The 16,686-nt window shown below is 72.1% G+C and carries 17 protein-coding genes; 6 read left to right on the plus strand and 11 right to left on the minus strand.

The genetic code is table 11. From position 1 onward, the window contains the following. The first annotated feature begins 137 nt into the window (after window positions 1-137). From ACESMR_RS16275 to ACESMR_RS16285, 3 genes are all read left to right on the plus strand, one after another. Window positions 138-392, plus strand: coding sequence for a glutaredoxin family protein (locus ACESMR_RS16275; protein ID WP_373048161.1), 255 nt, complete (start codon window positions 138-140; stop codon window positions 390-392). A 116-nt stretch (window positions 393-508) separates the two neighbouring features. After that, window positions 509-3,202 (plus strand): HAD-IC family P-type ATPase, encoded by a 2,694-nt coding sequence (locus ACESMR_RS16280; RefSeq protein ID WP_373048162.1) that lies wholly within the window; start codon window positions 509-511, stop codon window positions 3,200-3,202. Window positions 3,203-3,407: 205 nt separating this feature from the next. Then, a complete protein-coding gene (locus ACESMR_RS16285; RefSeq protein WP_373048163.1) occupies window positions 3,408-4,097 on the plus strand; it encodes a CAP domain-containing protein in 690 nt (229 codons plus the stop codon). Here the strand turns inward: ACESMR_RS16285 and ACESMR_RS16290 are convergent. The 4 genes from ACESMR_RS16290 to ACESMR_RS16305 form a co-directional block, all read right to left on the minus strand. Then, window positions 4,085-5,401: a penicillin-binding transpeptidase domain-containing protein gene (locus tag ACESMR_RS16290; protein ID WP_373048164.1), complete on the minus strand. Its 1,317-nt coding sequence runs from the start codon at window positions 5,399-5,401 to the stop codon at window positions 4,085-4,087. The genes ACESMR_RS16285 and ACESMR_RS16290 overlap by 13 nt on opposite strands. A 123-nt stretch (window positions 5,402-5,524) precedes the next feature. After that, the gene (locus tag ACESMR_RS16295) at window positions 5,525-6,583 is read right to left on the minus strand and encodes a thiamine biosynthesis protein (protein ID WP_373048165.1); all 1,059 of its coding nucleotides are present in this window, start codon (window positions 6,581-6,583) and stop codon (window positions 5,525-5,527) included. Window positions 6,584-6,594: 11 nt separating this feature from the next. After that, a complete protein-coding gene (locus tag ACESMR_RS16300; protein ID WP_373048166.1) occupies window positions 6,595-6,837 on the minus strand; it encodes a sulfurtransferase TusA family protein in 243 nt (80 codons plus the stop codon). A 68-nt stretch (window positions 6,838-6,905) separates the two neighbouring features. Then, window positions 6,906-7,250 (minus strand): hypothetical protein, encoded by a 345-nt coding sequence (locus tag ACESMR_RS16305; protein WP_373048167.1) that lies wholly within the window; start codon window positions 7,248-7,250, stop codon window positions 6,906-6,908. A gap of 282 nt (window positions 7,251-7,532) precedes the next feature. Here ACESMR_RS16305 and ACESMR_RS16310 point away from each other — a divergent pair, with 282 nt between their 5' ends. Then, window positions 7,533-7,985 (plus strand): hypothetical protein, encoded by a 453-nt coding sequence (locus tag ACESMR_RS16310; protein WP_373048168.1) that lies wholly within the window; start codon window positions 7,533-7,535, stop codon window positions 7,983-7,985. 111 nt (window positions 7,986-8,096) lie between these two features. Beyond that, window positions 8,097-9,491 (plus strand): DsbA family protein, encoded by a 1,395-nt coding sequence (locus ACESMR_RS16315; protein WP_373048169.1) that lies wholly within the window; start codon window positions 8,097-8,099, stop codon window positions 9,489-9,491. 167 nt (window positions 9,492-9,658) lie between these two features. Here the strand turns inward: ACESMR_RS16315 and ACESMR_RS16320 are convergent, their stop codons facing one another. Next, on the minus strand, window positions 9,659-10,258 hold the full coding sequence (locus ACESMR_RS16320; protein ID WP_373048170.1) for a hypothetical protein: 600 nt from the start codon (window positions 10,256-10,258) through the stop codon (window positions 9,659-9,661). A gap of 230 nt (window positions 10,259-10,488) precedes the next feature. On the opposite strand from ACESMR_RS16320, the gene ACESMR_RS16325 reads away from it, so the two are divergent. Beyond that, the gene (locus tag ACESMR_RS16325; protein ID WP_373048171.1) at window positions 10,489-10,776 is read left to right on the plus strand and encodes a hypothetical protein; all 288 of its coding nucleotides are present in this window, start codon (window positions 10,489-10,491) and stop codon (window positions 10,774-10,776) included. 3 nt (window positions 10,777-10,779) lie between these two features. Here ACESMR_RS16325 and ACESMR_RS16330 read toward each other — a convergent pair whose 3' ends face one another. The 6 genes from ACESMR_RS16330 to ACESMR_RS16355 form a co-directional block, all read right to left on the minus strand. Beyond that, the gene (locus tag ACESMR_RS16330; RefSeq protein WP_373048172.1) at window positions 10,780-12,948 is read right to left on the minus strand and encodes a diguanylate cyclase; all 2,169 of its coding nucleotides are present in this window, start codon (window positions 12,946-12,948) and stop codon (window positions 10,780-10,782) included. Continuing rightward, window positions 12,929-13,225: an FtsB family cell division protein gene (locus ACESMR_RS16335; protein ID WP_373048173.1), complete on the minus strand. Its 297-nt coding sequence runs from the start codon at window positions 13,223-13,225 to the stop codon at window positions 12,929-12,931. The genes ACESMR_RS16330 and ACESMR_RS16335 overlap by 20 nt, the downstream gene beginning before the upstream one ends. Window positions 13,226-13,310: 85 nt before the next feature. Then, window positions 13,311-13,811 (minus strand): TlpA disulfide reductase family protein, encoded by a 501-nt coding sequence (locus ACESMR_RS16340; protein ID WP_373048174.1) that lies wholly within the window; start codon window positions 13,809-13,811, stop codon window positions 13,311-13,313. Between the two features lie 169 nt (window positions 13,812-13,980). After that, the gene (locus ACESMR_RS16345) at window positions 13,981-15,333 is read right to left on the minus strand and encodes a protoporphyrinogen/coproporphyrinogen oxidase (protein WP_373048175.1); all 1,353 of its coding nucleotides are present in this window, start codon (window positions 15,331-15,333) and stop codon (window positions 13,981-13,983) included. Further along, window positions 15,333-16,046, minus strand: a complete 714-nt coding sequence (locus ACESMR_RS16350; RefSeq protein ID WP_373048176.1) for a glycosyltransferase family 2 protein — start codon at window positions 16,044-16,046, stop codon at window positions 15,333-15,335. The genes ACESMR_RS16345 and ACESMR_RS16350 overlap by 1 nt, the downstream gene beginning before the upstream one ends. Beyond that, the gene (locus ACESMR_RS16355) at window positions 16,043-16,681 is read right to left on the minus strand and encodes a hypothetical protein (RefSeq protein ID WP_373048177.1); all 639 of its coding nucleotides are present in this window, start codon (window positions 16,679-16,681) and stop codon (window positions 16,043-16,045) included. Before ACESMR_RS16355 ends, ACESMR_RS16350 begins: the two co-directional genes overlap by 4 nt. Between the last annotated feature and the right edge of the window lie 5 nt (window positions 16,682-16,686).

A 16,686-nucleotide genomic window follows, 5' to 3' on the forward strand; every position in this document is an offset into this window, starting at 1 on the left:
AGCGCATGGGGGGCTCGGGCAAGCGCGTCGTGCAGGCGGGAATGATCCGGGCATCGCTCGCTTGTTGCACGACCTCCCGCCCCTCTTTGCGGACGGCGCGAAGCGACGCGGGAACGGTGTGCTATGACGGCGGATCGATGATCGTCGAGTTCTACGGTAGGCAGGGATGCCACCTGTGCGACGAGGTGCGCGAGGAGCTTCTCGGGATGCGCGAGGTCGTGGAGTTCGAGCTCCGCGAGATCGACATCCGGAGCGATCCGGCGCTCTTCGCGCGGTACCGGTACGACGTGCCGGTGGTGCTGGTGGACGGGATGGAGTGGGCCCGGCACCGGATCGTGGATCCGGCGGGGTTCGAGGAACGCCTCGAACGACAGGCGGCAGAACGCAGGTAGCGGGCGGCGATCGCACGCGAGACGGGGTAGCAGTGGCGAAGCGCAAGACGAAGGTGCAGCGGCAGGCGGCTCTCACTACGGGTGACAGTACGCAGAGTGAAAGCACGACGACGCCGGTGGAAGCCGTTGCCGATCGGCAGGAAGCCGCCCCCACGGAAGCGCAGGCCCCTGCGGTCGAAGAAGCGCCGATCGCCGAGGCGCCGCCACAGCAGCCCGTGGCCGAGGCGAGAACCGCCGGCGCGGTCCGCCCCTGGTTCCCCGAGGATCGCGGCCTCGGCATCGCCGGCACCGCCCGCAAGCCCGGCGCCCCTGGGACCCGGGTGGCCACCGGGCCGGAGGTCCGCGTGGTCCGGCTCGAGCGCGGCGCAGTTGCTGCGACCCGCCCCGCCCCCCCTGCCCCTGGAGCCGAGAAGCCCGCTGGCGGATGGCCCGCGCGCCTCGGCAACAACGCCGCAGCGCAGCGCCCCGTGGCCACCGGACAGCGCACCGTACGCCACGTGGGCACCGCCACCCGCGGCGGCCTCGAGGCCGGAACCGCCTCCACGCCCCTCGCCGTCGCCCCCGCGCTCCCGCAGCGCGAGGAGCAGCGGCCCGCTGCGGCGCAGCCCGGCAGGCCCGTGGTCCACGTCTCGATCTCGCAGGCCGCTGCAGCAGGCGGCCAGACGATCCGCCCCTTCGCTCCCACCGTCCCCACCCACGTCGCCACCGTGGCGCGGCAGAGCGCGCCTGCAGCCGCGCCGGAGAAGAAGCGCCGCGAGGTGGCCCCCGCCGTTCCGCTTTCGATCCCCGACGCCGACGCCACCTTCCTCGCGGTGCAGGGGCTGGGCACGCCTTCGTGCATCAGGCGCGTCGAGAAGGCCGTCGCCGCGGTTCCCGGCGTCACCTCCGTCGAGGCGAACCTCGCCGCGGGCCTGGTGGCGATCTCGCCTGCCGGCGCCGATCGAACGGCGGTGCAGTCCGCGCTCGCAGGCGCAGGCCATCCCGCCCGCGAGGGCGCGCCCGACGCAGCGACGTCGCTCCGGCAGGCCCGGCGCCTCGGCCTCGCCGCAGGGGCGACCCTCGGCCTCGGCATCGTCGCCTGGGGCGCGGGCCGCACAGCCGGCAGCGATCTCCTCGCCAGCGCCATCGCCGTGGGGGCCTTCGCCACCGCGTGGCCGGTGGTGCAGGCCGCGCTCCGCCACCTGGTGCGCGGCAGGCCCGCCGCCGAGATCCTGCCCGTTGCCGCTGCGCTCGCCACGCTGGTCGCAGCGCAGCTCGCCCCGGGCCCCTCCCCCGCCCTCGCGACCCTTCCGCTCGCGGTCCACCTCACCATCGCGGCCCTCGCCCGTCTGGCCGGCGCCCGCGCCCTGCAGGTGATCGAGGCGCTGCGCGCGGCGCTGCCCGGCGGCGAAGCGCGTCCCGGCGCCCTGCTGGAGATCGCCGCAGGTGGCGTCGTCCCCGCGGACGGCAGGCTCCTCGCGCCGGCGATCCTCGACGAGCGCCCGGTGGGCGGCGACGACGACGTCGAGCGCCTCGCCGGCGAGGTGGTCTCCGCAGGCGCCGTCGCGCCGCAGGGCGCAGCTATCGAGGTCACCACCGCCACCGCCAGAAGCCGGATGGCCCGGGGCCTGCGCATCGCGGAACGCGCCCTCGCCACCAGGCCGAGCGGCACGCCGGCGCAGGTCGCCGCGACGCTGCTCGTGCCCGCAGCCCTCGCTGCAGCAGGGGCGGCGGCGGTCCTCGCCGGCCCGTGGACCGCTGCAGCGCTGCTGGCTGCGGCAGCGCCCCTCTCCCTCGGCGTGGTGGCATCCCTCGCCTCCGCAGCAGGTGTGACCCGTGCAGCCGCACGCGGCGTCGCGGTGCGCTCGAGCGCCGCGCTCGAGCGGGCAGCGGCGACCCGCGTCGTCCTCCTCGACAAGACCGCCACCCTCACCCGCGGTGACGCCGCCGTGCTCGAATTGCTGGTGAAGCCCGGGCGCGACGCCCGCGTGGTACTCGCAGCAGCGACGGCGGCGGAGGCCGGCGTCGATCACGGCATCGCCAGGGCCCTCGCCTCCCACGCCCGCGATCTGCAGGTGGAGGTCCCCGCCGCCACCGGGCGCCGCCACGAGGCAGGGCTCGGGGTGCAGGCGCAAGTCGCCGGCCAGCGGGTGACGGTGGGCTCCGCCCACTTCGCGGCGAGCTGCGGCGTCGATCTCGGCCTCCTCGTCCAGACCGTGGACGATCTCGCCCGCAGGGGCCGCACCCCGCTCGTCGTCGCCTTCGACGAGGAGGCGGTGGCGGTCCTCGGGATCGCGGAGACCCCGCGGGAGAGCGCCCGGCAGGCGATGGGATCCCTCGAGCTTCTCGACCTCGATCTCCGTGTGGCCAGCGGCGACGCGACCCCGTCGGTGCAGTGGCTCGCCGAGGCGATCGGCCTCGACAAGCGCGTGGCCCGCGGCGACCTCTCGCCGGCGCAGAAGAAGGCGCTGGTCGACGAACTCCGCGGCTACGGACCCTGCCTCGTGGCGGGCGCCAGCGCCGTGGACGCGGACGCCCTGGCAGCAGCCGATCTCGCCGTCGCGGCAGGGACCGATCCCGCTGCGGAAGCCGCCGCCGGTGCGCTCCTCCTCCGGCAGGATCCCCACGGTGTGGTCGAGCTGATCCGCGCGGGACGCGCGAGCAGACGCGGTCGCAACGTCGGCACCGTGGCGGGCCTTTTCGGCAACGGCCTCGCCATCGCCCTCGCGGCGACGGGCGGCGTGGGTGTCGGTGGCGCTGCGGCGCTGGCCCTCACCGGCTCGCTGGTGGCGCTTGCCGCTGCTGCCTCCCCCTGGGTGCGGGTGCGCTGAAGGGCTGCCCGGGGCCGGTTGTTGGACGAGCCTGCCCCGGGCGCCCCTTGGGGCGGCGACGGGGCGTGACCTTCGCCCCACCTGCGCCCACCCTTCCCACGTGGGCCGACGGGGCGAAAGTGCATCTGCGGGGTTGGCGACGGCGCCGGACGGGATAGGATGCGGCCCGACCGGCGCCGTACGCGCCGCGAGGAGTCTCCCGAGGATGCGCTTCTTCCCGCTCGCAGCAGCAGCCTCGCTGCTGCTGCCCGGCGTCGCTGCCGCCGACCCCGCCCTCGATGCGATCGAAGTCCGCTTCGTCGAGCTGATCAACCAGTACCGGGCCGAGAACGGCCTGCCGTGCCTCTCGATCTCGCCGAGCATGAACGCCGCGTCGGACTACATGAGCCAGGCGATGGGCGAGCAGGGCTTCTTCTCGCACAACGAACCGCCCTGCACCGACACGGCTTGCACCGGACGGGATCCCTTCGAGCGGATGCGGGACTTCGGCCACGCCTTCCGCACCGGCGGCGAGAACATCGCCGCAGGTTATCCGACCGCCGAGGACGTCTTCGAGGGCTGGCGCAACAGCCCCGGGCACAACGAGAACATGCTCCGCGCCAGCTTCAAGGCGATGGGCATCGGCCGCGTCGAGGTGCCGGGCTCCGACTTCCGGATCTATTGGACCAACAATTTCTCCGACAACCCGGACGGCGATCACGACTGCACGAAGGGGCTGCCCGCCGTCGGCTCCGGCGCGCCGGGCAGCGGCGGCACCGGCGGCAGCGGCGGCGTCGCCGGACACGAGGACGACGTCGAGCACGACGACGGGGGCGGCTGCTCCACCGGCGGCGGCTTCTCGCTCCTCGCCTTCGCCGCTGCGGCGGCGGGGATGCGAAGGCGTCAGGGCCGGTAGGGCGAGGTGCCGAGGAGGTAGCTGCGCAGCGCCTCCCGCGCCACGTAGGGCGCGCGGATGTGCCAGATCTCCTCGTTCACGATCACCGCCGAGACCGCGATCCGCGGCGCCTCCAGCGGCGCGTACCCCACGAACCAGCTCGCGTCGCGGAAGGGATTGCGCTCGAAGAGCGAGCCCGTCTTGCCGGCGACGCGGATCCCCGGCAGCGCCGGCCGGCGCCGCTCGAGGAAGGCAGCCCGCGCGGTGCCATTGGTGACGGTCTGCTCCATCATCCTGCCGAGCTCCTGCGCCATGAGCGGATCGAGCACGTGCCGCGGTGGCAGCGAGGTGACCTGCTGGCCGTCGATCGCCTCCACGAGGAAGGGCTGCGCGAGGTTGCCGTCGTTCGCCACGGTGGCGGCGACCAGCGCGCCGTGGAGCGGCGTCAGGCGCACGCCCTGGTGGAACCCGGCGGCGGTGGTGGCGAATTCGAAGGGATCGTCCGGCATCTGCAGCGGCGAGGGGACGACGTCCACCCCCTCGAGCGCGATGGGCCGATCGAAGAAGAAGCGCTCCGCCATGTCGCGGAGCTGGAGCGGCGCGAGGTGTCGCTGCGCGAGCTTGGCGAAGGGCACGTTGGCCGACTTGCCCAGCGCCTCCGCCAGGGTCACGCAGCGGCTGTCCCGGCGGGAGTCCTCGAGCATCGCCGGGCGGATCCGCCGCAGGCCGCCGTGGTAGCAGATCCGCTGGTCCGAGCCGACGCCCGCCTCGAGGAGCGCCGCCGAGGTCACGATCTTGAAGACCGACGCTGCCGGCGCGATCGGCCGGAGCGAGAGCCCCGCGGTCTCCGCCACGCCCTTCGCCGAATGCTCGGCCAGGGCGAGGATCCTGCCGGTGCCCGGCTCCACCGCCACCAGCGATCCCCAGGGCACGCGGTAGTCGCGGAGGATCCGCTCCATCTTGCGCTGCAGCTCGAAGTCGAGGGTGAGGGTCGCGGTCCTGCCGTCCGGCAGCACCGCGCGCATCCGCCCGTCCGGGCCCAGCGAGGCGCTGCGGACGAGATCGATCGCCGGGTGGCGCATCGGCGCGGCGTCGGCCGGCGCCAGCGCCGCCTCCACCTCCACCGGCGTCTCGCCGCTGCCCATCGACGGCGCCACGCCGCCCACCGCGTCGAGCAACACCGGCGCCTGCAGCAGCGCGTACGCCGCCCCGGCACCGACCAGCAAGCCCGCCAGGAGGATCTTCGCCCTCGTGCGGCGACCGCCCCGCTCACCGGGCAGCCGGATCTCGCTCCGCCTGCGACGGTTCGCCCTGCGCCCGAACAACGCCATCACCTCGGCCCTCGCATGGCCGCAACTTTCGCGAAGGGGCGCATCGCTGCAACCCCCGCGTCCCCCGGGCTTGTGGATTCCCTGCGCCGGCTCCGCGCTCGGCGACCCGAGACGCGGTCAGATCCGCAGGGCGGCGAAGGCGGCGTCGTCGCGGAAGGGCTCGACCTGGATCTCGTCGGTGCCTTCGGCACCGCCCCCGCGCCAGTCGACCACCACGTTCGACATCTCCCGCCCCTTGCCGTAGCGGGCGACGATACGCGAGGCGAGCACCATCTCTTCCCAGCTCGGCTCGCCCTCCACCAGCGCCACCGGTCCGTTCACGTCACGGGCGGCGAGGCGGTAGCGTCCGTCGGCGAAGCGGTCGAGCTGGAAGTTCTCGCCCTCGGTGCGGCCCACCACCAGCTTGACGCGATCCGAGATCCGGAAGTGGCGCCCGGTGGCGAGGAGCACGATCTCCTCGCGGGAGATCTTCCGGTCGTCCTTGTGGTCGAGCACGTCGAAGAACTTCTTTGCGAAGGACTCGTCGGTGAGGTAGCAGCAGCCGCCAGCGGGCTGGGGGAAGCTCTCGATGCCGAGCTCCTGCGCCAGGGCGAGCTGCGGCTTGCGGCTGCGGCCGAAGATGCGGAGGAGCTTGCTGCGATCGATGAGCCCCTCCTTCTCGGCGAGGGTCGGCGGGAGGAGCTGCGCCGAGAGCGGACGGAGCAGCCTCCCCTGCAGCCCCGCGTTCTTCTCGATCAGCTGCATCGTGTGGCGGCGCTGGCTCTTCGGCCGCTGCCCGAGCACCTCGCCGGTGAAGACGAAATCGCCGCCCCACTCGTCGAGGATCGCCTTCGCCCGCTGGAACATGTCGATCCGGCAGTCGACGCAAGGGTTGGCGTTGGCGCCGTAGCCGAACTTCGGGTTGGCGATGACGTCGAGATAGCCCTGGTCGGAGATGTCGACGAGCTCGACCTCGGATTCGAGCTCGGCCCCTGCCTGCAGCGCCTCGTTCGGCTTCACCGTCCCGTCGGCCCGCTTGCGGCCCGAGCGCCGCTGCGTCTCGGTGATGCAGAAGCCGGTGTAGAAGCTCACCGCGCGAACTTCGCAACCGAGCACGTCGCGAACGATCTTGAGCGAGAGCATGGAGTCCAGGCCACCGGAGATGAGCCCCAGTGCCTTGGGCTTGCGCGTCGTCATGCAGTCGATCCTCAGGCCCGCCGGGTTCGCACCCAGCTTCTGTAGACCCGTCCCTCCACGTCGGTCCCGAGGTACTCGTGCCGGGTGCTCTTGCACCAGGCCGGCATGTCGGTCTCGATGCCGGGGTCGGTGGCCACCACGAGCAGGACCTGCGAGGGGCCCATCTCCTTGACCACCTTCGCGGTCTCGATGATGGGCACCGGGCAGAAGGTCCCGGAGGTATCGAGGGTGCGATCGGGGGTGGGTCGTTCCATGGCGGCGTTCTACCCCCAAACGACGGGAGGGGCACCACCATTTCGGCCCGGCGCGCTTCGCCCCGCGATCAGGCGCTCTCTGCTGCGGCCGCCATCCAGGGGAAGGCGATCTTCCAGGGACGCTCCTCCTCCTCGACCGGCGTTCCGAAGAGCGCCAGCGCGGCCCGCACCTCCTCGGGCACGTGGGCGAAGGAGATGCGCGAGCGATCCGTGCCCTTGATCCCGGCGCTGAGGATGGCGGCGCCGAACTCCCAGGTCTCCTCGACGCCCGAGAAGTCGAGGATGATCCGCCCCGCGTCCGCACCGACGAGGGCGTGACGCACCTCCCACGCGGAGGATCCGTCGAAGACGCCGTGGAGGAGAAGGCGGAGGGTTCCACGGCTGTACGAGCTGTCGAGTCGGAAGCGTCCCATCGGCTTCACCACGAACCTGGTGTGTCGTTGGCCGGCCCCGCCTCCAGGAAAAGAGAGGACCGTTTCGCGCTGCAAACTGCGCATCTCCCGCCCGCCGGGCAACGCGGGCAAGGCTCGGCAGGCGGCCTTGCAAGCCGCCAGAACCATGCCGACCGGGCCGGAATCGAACCGCGCGCGCCGACCGTTCCCTCGTTGCACGGCCCTTTTCCTTCTGTTAAGTCTCTCTGCCCATTCCGCAACGGCCGGGGGGCGTCAAACGGCAGGTGGGGCTGAGATCCGAAGATGAAGAAAGCACCTCTTCTCGCAGCCCTCGTCGGGATCGCCGCCCTCGGATACGGAGCCACCCGCCTGCATGCGGGCGGCGCCCGGGCTGCCTGGGTAGGCGAGGACGATCTGCCCGCCGGCCTGCTCGAGGGGCTGGGAAGCGAGCAGCGGGATGTGGTGCTGGCGGCGATGAACGCGACCCCCTGCGCCTGCGGGGCGGGATCCTGCGCGGCCTGCATGGTGGAGGACGCCGCGGCGCCGCAGAGCGCGCGGGCCTTCGCCCAGGCGATCCAGCTGGCGAAGCTCGGAGGGACCTCGGACCAGATCCGGAGCGCGATCGCCCGCGCCCCCACCTCGGCCACGGTGCCGGCGCCGGGGCGGCGCCTCCGCGGGGACGGGGCGGCCCACGACCACGTCCACGGGGACGGCGAAGATATTGGCGTAGGAAGTCACCACGCCGGGAACAACTGACCGCGCATGCAGGTTCGCACGGCGCGTTCGAGAGCTCGCCCCACGGGGAGCGGGCAGCAGGCTTTGAGGGGGAAGCTCCCCGTCGGAGCTCTAACGGAGCAGGAGACCTGAATGGCAGCTAAGCAGACTGGTTCGATTGCGGTGGCGCTCGTGGTGGGCGCCGCCATCGGCTTCGTCGGCGGCCGGGCGGTGAGCCCGAAGACCGCGGAAGCCCCGGCGGCAGCAGCGGTGGCAGACGCCGCCAAGCCGACCCCGGCCCCCGCGGCTCGTCCCGGCGCGGCGGACACGCAGATCTTCAACGTGCCCTTCGACGACTTCCAGCCCACCAAGGGCGCGAAGGACGCGAAGGTCACGATCATCGAGGTCTCGGACTTCGAGTGCCCCTTCTGCAACCGCGTCAACCCGACGGTGAAGCAGATCCTCGAGGCCTACCCCAACGACGTGAAGATCGTCTGGGCGAACAACCCGCTCGGCTTCCACAAGAACGCCATGCCCGCCGCCAAGGCTGCCTACGCAGCCCACCAGCAGGGCAAGTTCTGGGAGTTCCACGACAAGGCGTTCGCCAACCAGCGCGCCCTGACCGCCGAGAACTTCGAGACCTGGGCGAAGGAGCTCGGCCTCGACATGGCCAAGTTCAAGGCCGACATGGCCTCGCCGAAGATCGAGGAGCAGATCAAGAAGGAGCAGGCCCTCTACACCTCGCGCGGCGCGCGTGGCACCCCGGGCTTCTTCATCAACGGCCGCCTCGTCTCGGGCGCCCAGCCCTTCGACAACTTCAAGCGGGTGATCGACGAGGAGATCAAGCGGGCCGACGCCGAGCTCGCCAAGGGCACCTCCAAGGATCAGCTCTACGGCAAGCTCATCGCCGGTGGCCTGACCACCCCGCCCGCTCCCGCCGCTCGCCCCGAGGCTGCTCCGGCCAAGCCGGTCTTCGTGGAGGTCCCCAAGGACGCTCCCACCAAGGGCCCCGCCGACGCCAAGGTCACGATCGTCGAGTTCTCCGAGTTCGAGTGCCCCTTCTGCTCGCGCGTCAACCCGACCGTGAAGCAGATCGAGGAGACCTACGGCAAGGACGTGCGCATCGTCTTCCGCCACCTCCCCCTGCCCTTCCACAAGAACGCCGTTCCTGCCGCCGAGGCCTCCATGGCCGCCCACGCGCAGGGCAAGTTCTGGGAGTTCCACGACAAGGCGTTCGCCAACCAGCGCGCCCTCACCCGTGAGAACTTCGAGAAGTGGGGCCAGGAGATCGGCCTCGACATGAAGAAGTTCAAGGCCGACCTCGACTCGGGCAAGTACAAGGCCCGCGTGGAGCAGGACCGCGCCTACGCCGGCACCGTCGGCGCCCGCGGCACCCCCGCCTTCTTCATCAACGGCAAGCTCGTCTCCGGTGCGCAGCCCTTCGACAACTTCAAGAAGGTCATCGACGAGGAGATCAAGCGCGCCGACGCCGAGATCGCCAAGGGCACCCCGAAGGCCCAGCTCTACCAGAAGCTCGCAGGCAACTAAGCCGGCAGCGCTCTTTTGAGCAGACGACGCCCCGCCAGGCCCTGTGCCGGCGGGGCGTCGCCGTTCCTGCTGCAGGTCTCGCGGGGACGAGAAGCCGTGGGCACGGAAAAGCCCCCGCGCCTCGTCTCAGGCAGCGGGGGCTTCGTCGATGCGAGGTGCCGCAGCGATCAGCCGCGGTTGTCCTTGTCGATCTCGAAGAGGCGGACGTAGCGGGTCTTGGCCCAGTCGGCGATCCGGTCTTCCTTGATCCGCTGGGTGCGGTCGGCGCCGATCTTCGCGCGCCAGAGATCGTTGCCGGCTGCGTCCACGGCCCAGAGGAAGAAGGTCGAGGTGACCTTGTCGGCGGCGCCGGCCTTGAGCGCCAGGAGCGCGGCCTCCGCCTCGACGTTGGCCTCGTCGGCGACCCACTTGATGTAGGTGACGACGTGGGGGCTGCCCGTGTCGACCTTGACCTCCTTGAGCTTGTCCTTGAAGGACGTGGCGGAGAGCGCGCCCTGCAGCGCCTCCTGCGACTTCTGGGCGACGCCCTTCTCGCCGCCTTCGGCCTCGACCTTGTCGAGGATCCGCTGGAGCTGGTCGCCCTTCATCTTGAAGTTCACCGAGGCGATCTTCGGGATGCGCTGGGCCTCGGGCATCTTCTGGACGCGCTCGTCCTTCAGGGCGTCGCGGGTCTCGAGGTAGGTCTTGAAGTCGTCCCGGTCGATGCCGAGGGCGAAGGCAGGCACTGCGGCGAGGATCGCGGCAGCAGCCACGACAAGGCGAATCATGCGAAACGTCACGCGGTTTCCTCCTCGGAAGGGCCGAGATACTAGCGACCGGCCGCACGCATGGTCAACGCCCGGGTACCGTCGTTCCGGCACCGGCGCTCCCACGATGTGGACGAAGTGCACGCCGAACCATTCACCACATCCTGCCCGGGGGCGCCGAAGGCCGGGCGCCTGCCCGCTTGACGGCCCGAGGGCCCTGAAACACCCTGCACCGGACGGGAGACGTTGCGATGAAGCAGTGCCATGCGTGCGGCGGTGAAGTCGTCATCCTCACCAGGATCGGAAGGCGGGATCTCTGCGACGGCTGCGGCGCCGACCTGCATTGTTGCAGGAATTGCCGGCACCACGACGTCTTCGCCCAGAACCAATGCCGCGAGCCCGGCACCGAGCCCGTGCGCGATCGCGACGCCGGCAACTTCTGCGACTTCTTCTCCTTCCGCGACGGCAGGCCCGGACACGAGGGCGAGGATCCGGCGGCCGCTGCGAAGGCGAAGCTCGAGGCGCTCTTCAAGAAATAAGGCTCAGGCCGCGTCGACCTGCTGCTCGCTGCGCCGCATCTCGTCCACGGTGGTGGAGCGGTTCCGGCCCATGCGCTTGCAGTGGTAGAGGCACTGGTCGGTCTTCTCGAAGAGCTCCTGCTTCACCTCCGAGACGTCCGGATAGGTGGCGATGCCGAGGCTCAACGTGCATTTGAGCGGACCGAGATCGGTCTGGAACTCGTGCTGCAGCACCGCCTCGCGGATGCGCTCGGCGATGATCTTGCCGCCGGCCATGTCGGTCTCGGGCAGCACGATCGCAAACTCCTCGCCGCCGTAGCGCGCCACGACGTCGGTGGAGCGAGCGCAGCGCTGGAGCAGCTTCGCCACGCCGCGGAGCACCGCGTCGCCGGTGGCGTGGCCGTAGGTGTCGTTCACCGATTTGAAGTGATCGATGTCGGTGAGGATGAGCGAGACCTTGCGCCCGGTGCGGGCGGCGCGGGCCAGCTCCTCGTCGAATTTGGCCTGGAAGGTGCGGTGGTTGAGCAGGCCGGTGAGGCCGTCGGTGGTGGCCATCCGCTCGGTCTGGGCGAAGAGGCGCGCCCGCAGGAAGGCCTCGCCTGCCTGCAGCGCGATCACCTGGAGCATGCGCACCGCGTCGCCGTCGAGGGCGCGCCGCCTGCGCGTCGCGCAGACGAGGGAGCCGATCGCCTCGCCACCCGCGCGCACCGGCACGATCTTCAGGGTCTGGAGCCCGCGCACCTGGGTGGCGGCGTCGAAGATCTGCGGTCGCTCGAGGAGCTTGAGCTCGCGCCCCGGCAGCACCGCCTCGTAGCGGATCGCGTTGGCCACGAGGCCGGTGTTGTCGCCGAATTCGTAACCCTGCAGCTGGGCGAACTTCTCCATGCCCGCCACCTTCTCCACCCGGTGGCGCACCCGCCCGTCGTCGTCCTCGAAGCGGGTGGTGAAGGCGACCAGATCGAGCTGCGTCACGCCGCGGGCGAGACGAATGGCGGTGTCGAGAACCTCGTCGATCTTCGAACAGCGGTTGAGTTCCTCGATCGCGGCGTAGAATTGCTCCTTCTCGTCGCGGGCGCGGCGGATGTAGCCCATCACCCGCTCGATCTCGATGGCGCGCAGCACCTCACGCGAGGTGGCGGCGAGGAGGCGTTCGTCGTCGTCGGAGAAGGGCGTCGCCTCGAGGCGATCGGCGACGAGCAGCCCGCGGACGAAGCCCTCGTCGTTCCCGGGCAGCCCGGCGCCGCGGCGATCGATCAGCGGCACCGCGAGCACGCTGCGCACCGCCTTGCGGCCGCCGTACCAGGTCACACCTTTGATCTCGCCGCAGAGGCGCATCGGCATCCGCCGCTTGAGCACCGCGCCCACGATCCCCTCGTGGGCCTCGAAGGGATCCCGGAGCACGTCGTCGGCGAGCGAGCGGCAGTCGTGGAGCTTGATCGTCCTGTCGTCCGGCGCGAGGAGGAAGACCGCGACGGTATGGGTGCGGAGCGCGCACTCCGCCACCTCGAGGGCGTTTCCCACCGCCTCCTCGACCTCCTTCACCGCCGCGGTGAGCCACTTCCCCTCGTCGACGGGCTCGTCCTCGCCGGCGTGGAGACCGAGCCGGTACTGGCGCGCCCGCTCCTGCACGTCGCGCAGGCGGGTGCGTTCGGCGAGGCGGCCGGTGGCGGCGCCGCCGAATTCCTGGGCGGCGAAGACCACCCGGTAGAGGCCGGCGAAGATCACGAGGAAGACGGCGTGGGAGAGGAGCGTCTCCCAGCGGCTCTCGAGCAGATCCGCCCCGGCGAAGATCGCCACGTCGAGGAGAACCGCGAAGGCGGTGAGGCCGATGCCGACCCGCGCCGGCAGGAAGGCGACGAGGAAGGCCATCAGCAGGTAGAGCACCGGATGGAGCGGGCTGTCGACGCCGCCCAGCGGCTGCGCCAGGGCGTGGCCCGCCACGAGGAGGAGCGCGCCGATCTCGGCCTCCTCCCACGCGGTCGAGGGGATCTCCCGCGCCACCCGCTGCACCCGGCGCCAGCCGAGGAAGGTAATCGAGGCGAGGAGCGCGAGGAGCAGCAATCCCTGCTGCAGCCCGAGGGCGGCGAGGTCGGAGAAGCGCCCGCCTGCCACGGCCCACGCGGCGAGGAGTCCCACCAGCGCAGGCAGGACACGCGCCACGGTGCGCAGGGCTCTACGGGCGGGCGGCTTCATCCCCCTCCTCCTCCAGGCGGAAGATCACTTCCCCCGGCCGAACCAGCCCGAGCTCCTCCCGCGCCGCTCGTTCGAGCGCCGCGGGATCGTCCGCCAGCAGCTCCAGCTCCCGGCGCAGCACCTCGTTCTTCGCGCGCAGGCCACCGTTGCGCTCGTGCACCTGCTCGAGGTCGTCCGCGAGCCTGCGCGTGTGGCGCAGGCCCCGCGGATCGGCGGCGAGCCAGATCAGCGCGGAGACGGTGACGGCTGCGAGCAGCAGGTAGCGAAGGGGCGGCATGGGCGGACTCGGGTGATATCACCCCATGCTTACGCCCGCTGGCAGGGGTGCCGCAAACCGAGGGCTGTGGAGAAAGCCCCGCCCGTCAGTCCGTGCGGCTGCGGACCTCGCGGGCCCGGGTCATCAGCAGCTCGGTGTCGACGAGCCCCTGGATCACCGCCGAGGGGCGCCCGTCGCCGTCGAGGAAGATCACCGAGGGAAGCGACGGGATCCTGCCGAAGGGGCTCCGCCCCTCGGCGATGGCGCCGCCGCCGAGCAGCACCGGATAGGGAGGCTCGGTGGCCTGCACGTAGGGGGCGACGGTCTTGTTCCCCGCCACGTCGAGGGCGACGCCGATCACCTCGATCCCCTCGCGCGGACCGATGCGCGCCGCCTCGGCGACGAAGGGCTCCATCGCCTGGCAGGGCACGCACCAGGTGCTGAAGAAGAAGACGATGGTCGCCTCGCTGCGCCGATCGGCGAAGGACCAGGGCCTGCCGTCGATCGCCCGGGGCAGCGCGATGTTCACGGGCTCCGGGAGCCGGGACTGGTCGCGGCAGGCGGCGCTGGTGCAGAGGACGGCGAGGAGGAGCAGGACGGACCGCATCGAGCCCATAGTGGGCCGTGCACGCCGCCTTGTCACCGTCGGAGCGTGGGAAGGAGTCGGTCCGGCAGGCGCCGGCCCGACTCCTTCGCTCGCGCTCCGCGCGAGAAACGCTCCTGCTTGCGATCGCTCCGCCTTCGGCTTCGCTGGAGAGCTTGTTTCACAAAACTCTTCAGTCCTCGATCTGCGCGTGGAGGAAGGGCCCCTGCGCCGCGCGCCAGCTCCGCGCGCCGCGCCGGGCAGCGGCGGCTGCGCCGGCGGCGAGCCCGACGGCGCAGGCGTGGTGGACGTTGTCGTGCACGTAGAGCGCGTGGCGCCCTGCCGGGTAGAGCCCCTCCACCTCCGCCAGCGCGTCGAGGGCGCCGTCGCGCACCGGGCCGTAGCCCTTGCGGTAGATCGGATAGGCAGAGGCGATCCGGTGGGCCACCTGTCCCAGCACCGGCGCCTGCCCCATCCCTGCCCGCTCCAGCGCGGGCCGCACCCGCGCCGCGAGGGCCTCGGCGCTCGCCGTCCAGATCGCGTCGCCCACGGTGCAGGGGATGTCGAAGCCGACCAGGGTGCGTCCGGCGGGTCCCGCGCCGCCGGAGAAGCCCTTCATCTCGAAGAGGCGGTTGGCGACGATCGCCTCGTCGGCGAAATAGTGCACGTCGTGGGCGCTGCCCCGATCGATCCCGAGGGTGAGGTAGAGGAGCACCAGGGATCGGAAGGCTAGCCCCGCTGCAGCGTCCTCCCGTCCGGTCCACCTGCAGAGGAGCGGCAGCGGCGCCGTGGCCACCACCGCATCGCTCTCGATCGAGGTGCCGGCGGCGCGGACTCCGACCACCCGGTCGCCTGCGAGGACGAGCCCCTCCACCGGCGTGGCGCAGCGGATCTCGCCGCCAGCGGCCCGGATCCGGTCGGCGAGCCCCTCGGCGAGATCACCTGCGCCGCGCTGCGGGTAGAAGAAGCTGCGGCCGCCGCCCTTCCCCTTCGAAAGCGCCGCCCGCAGCACCGCGCCCAGGGATCCCTTCTGCACCCGCGCGGCGCCGAGGGCCACGTCGAGCTCCGTCGGATCGACGCCCCACACCTTGCGGGCTGCGGGTTCGTAGAGCACCCGCGCCGCGTGGCGGCCGAGACGCCGCGCCGCTTCGCCGGCGAAGTGGTTGCCCGCGGGCTTCGCCACCTGCGCCGCGAGGGCGGAGAGGCCGTGGCGGGCTGCGCCACCGAGCCCGAGTCCGCGAAGGAGCCCTGCGAGCGAGAGCGGATAGGGCAGCTTCCTGCCGCCGAGGTGGACGACGCCGCTCCGGGCCCGCTCCCGCAGGGCGCCACCGAGGGCGGCGGTGTAGAGGTCGAGCACCTCGGGCGAGGCGGCGCGGTGGAGCCGGTGCGGACCGTAATCGGCCCGGAAGCCGTCGAGGTCGAAGGAGCCGGCGAGACCACCGGGGCCGGCCTGCGCCTCGAGCACGAGGGGGCGCTGCCCCGCCCTGCACAGGGCCCAGGCAGCGGCGAGGCCCGCGGGCCCGGCGCCGATGACCACCGGCCGCATCAGGGCTGCACCGCCTCCCGGGCGGGAAGCGCCCGGGGCGCGTGGCCCCTGCGCAGCCAGCCGATCCCGCGGAGAACGGTGCGGCCCATCAGCCAGGTGTCCCGCACCGGCCGCCACTTCGAGTGGCCGGAACGCCGGTGGTAGGTGATGGGCAGGAAGAGCGGCGCGTCCCCCTCCGCAGCGAGGCCGAGGGTGAGGGTGGTGGTGAGCGAGAAGCGGTCGGGGAGGATCGGCGCCAGCGCGAGCAGGTCGGCGGTGCGCAGCACCCGCAGCCCCGAGTTGAGATCGGGGACCGCCACGCCGGCGCCGATCCGCACCGCGAGGCGGAACGCCCCCTTGATCGCGCTGCGCAGGAAGGGCTCCGCGGCGCCGACCGCGGGCCTGGCGCCGATGGCCTGCCGGGCGCCGCCGCGCACCGCCGCGACGAGGGGCGGCAGCGCTTCCGCCGGGTAGGTGCCGTCTGCGTCGAGGATGGCGAGGAGCTCGCCCCGGGCCACCTGCGCGCCGCGCTTGATCGCGGCGCCGTAGCCGATCCCTTCGGTGCGGAGCACCCGCGCGCCGGCGCCTGCTGCGGCGGCGCCGGTGCCGTCGGAGGAGCCGTCGTCGACGACCACCACCTCGTGCGCTTCCGCTGCGAGAACCGCGCGGACGGCGGCCACCACCTCCGCCACCGAGGCGACCTCGTCGCGGGCGGGGATCACCACCGAGATCACGCGCCGGCTCCGTCGCGCTGCACCCGCTGCGGCAGCCGGGTCCACATCTCCCAGAGCGGCCAGAGGGTCATCGGCAGCCAGCCGATGGTGGCGGCGATCACCGAGAGCGGCATCAGCGGCGACCACGCGGCGCCGCCGAAGCGGACGAGGAGCGGCGCGAGCAGGTGGACGAAGGTGCCCACCGAGGCCACGAGGATCACCACGATCTTCAGCCGGAGCGAGAGCGCGGTGAGCATGAAGAGGTGGCCCACGATGAGGAGGACCACCGGCACGGTGAAGAGATGGAAGTGGAAGGTCTCGAGGACCTGCCGCGGGGATTTCTCGAGGTGGAGGCCACCGGCGGTGGCTGCTGGGGCAGGCACATCGCCCGGCAGCTCCCCGGGCAGATCGAGCGCGGGCCCGCCCTCCTCCGGCAGCTCGAGCGCAGGCCCGCCGGCGCCCTCCGCAGCGGCGCCCGCCTCGTCGCCGAGGTAGTAGCGCGCGGCGGCGTCGCCCCCCAGCGATCCGAAGGAATCCTCGTAGAGCCACACCGACGAGGCGATGCCGCCCACGAGGAAGACGAGGAAGGCGGTGTAGAGCACCCGCGCCTCGAGGGAGAGCCGGTCGATGGGAAAGGGCCTGGCGAACTGCCGCACGTGCG

The sequence above is a fragment of the Vulgatibacter sp. genome (assembly GCF_041687135.1).
Lineage (GTDB): Bacteria > Myxococcota > Myxococcia > Myxococcales > Vulgatibacteraceae > JAWLCN01.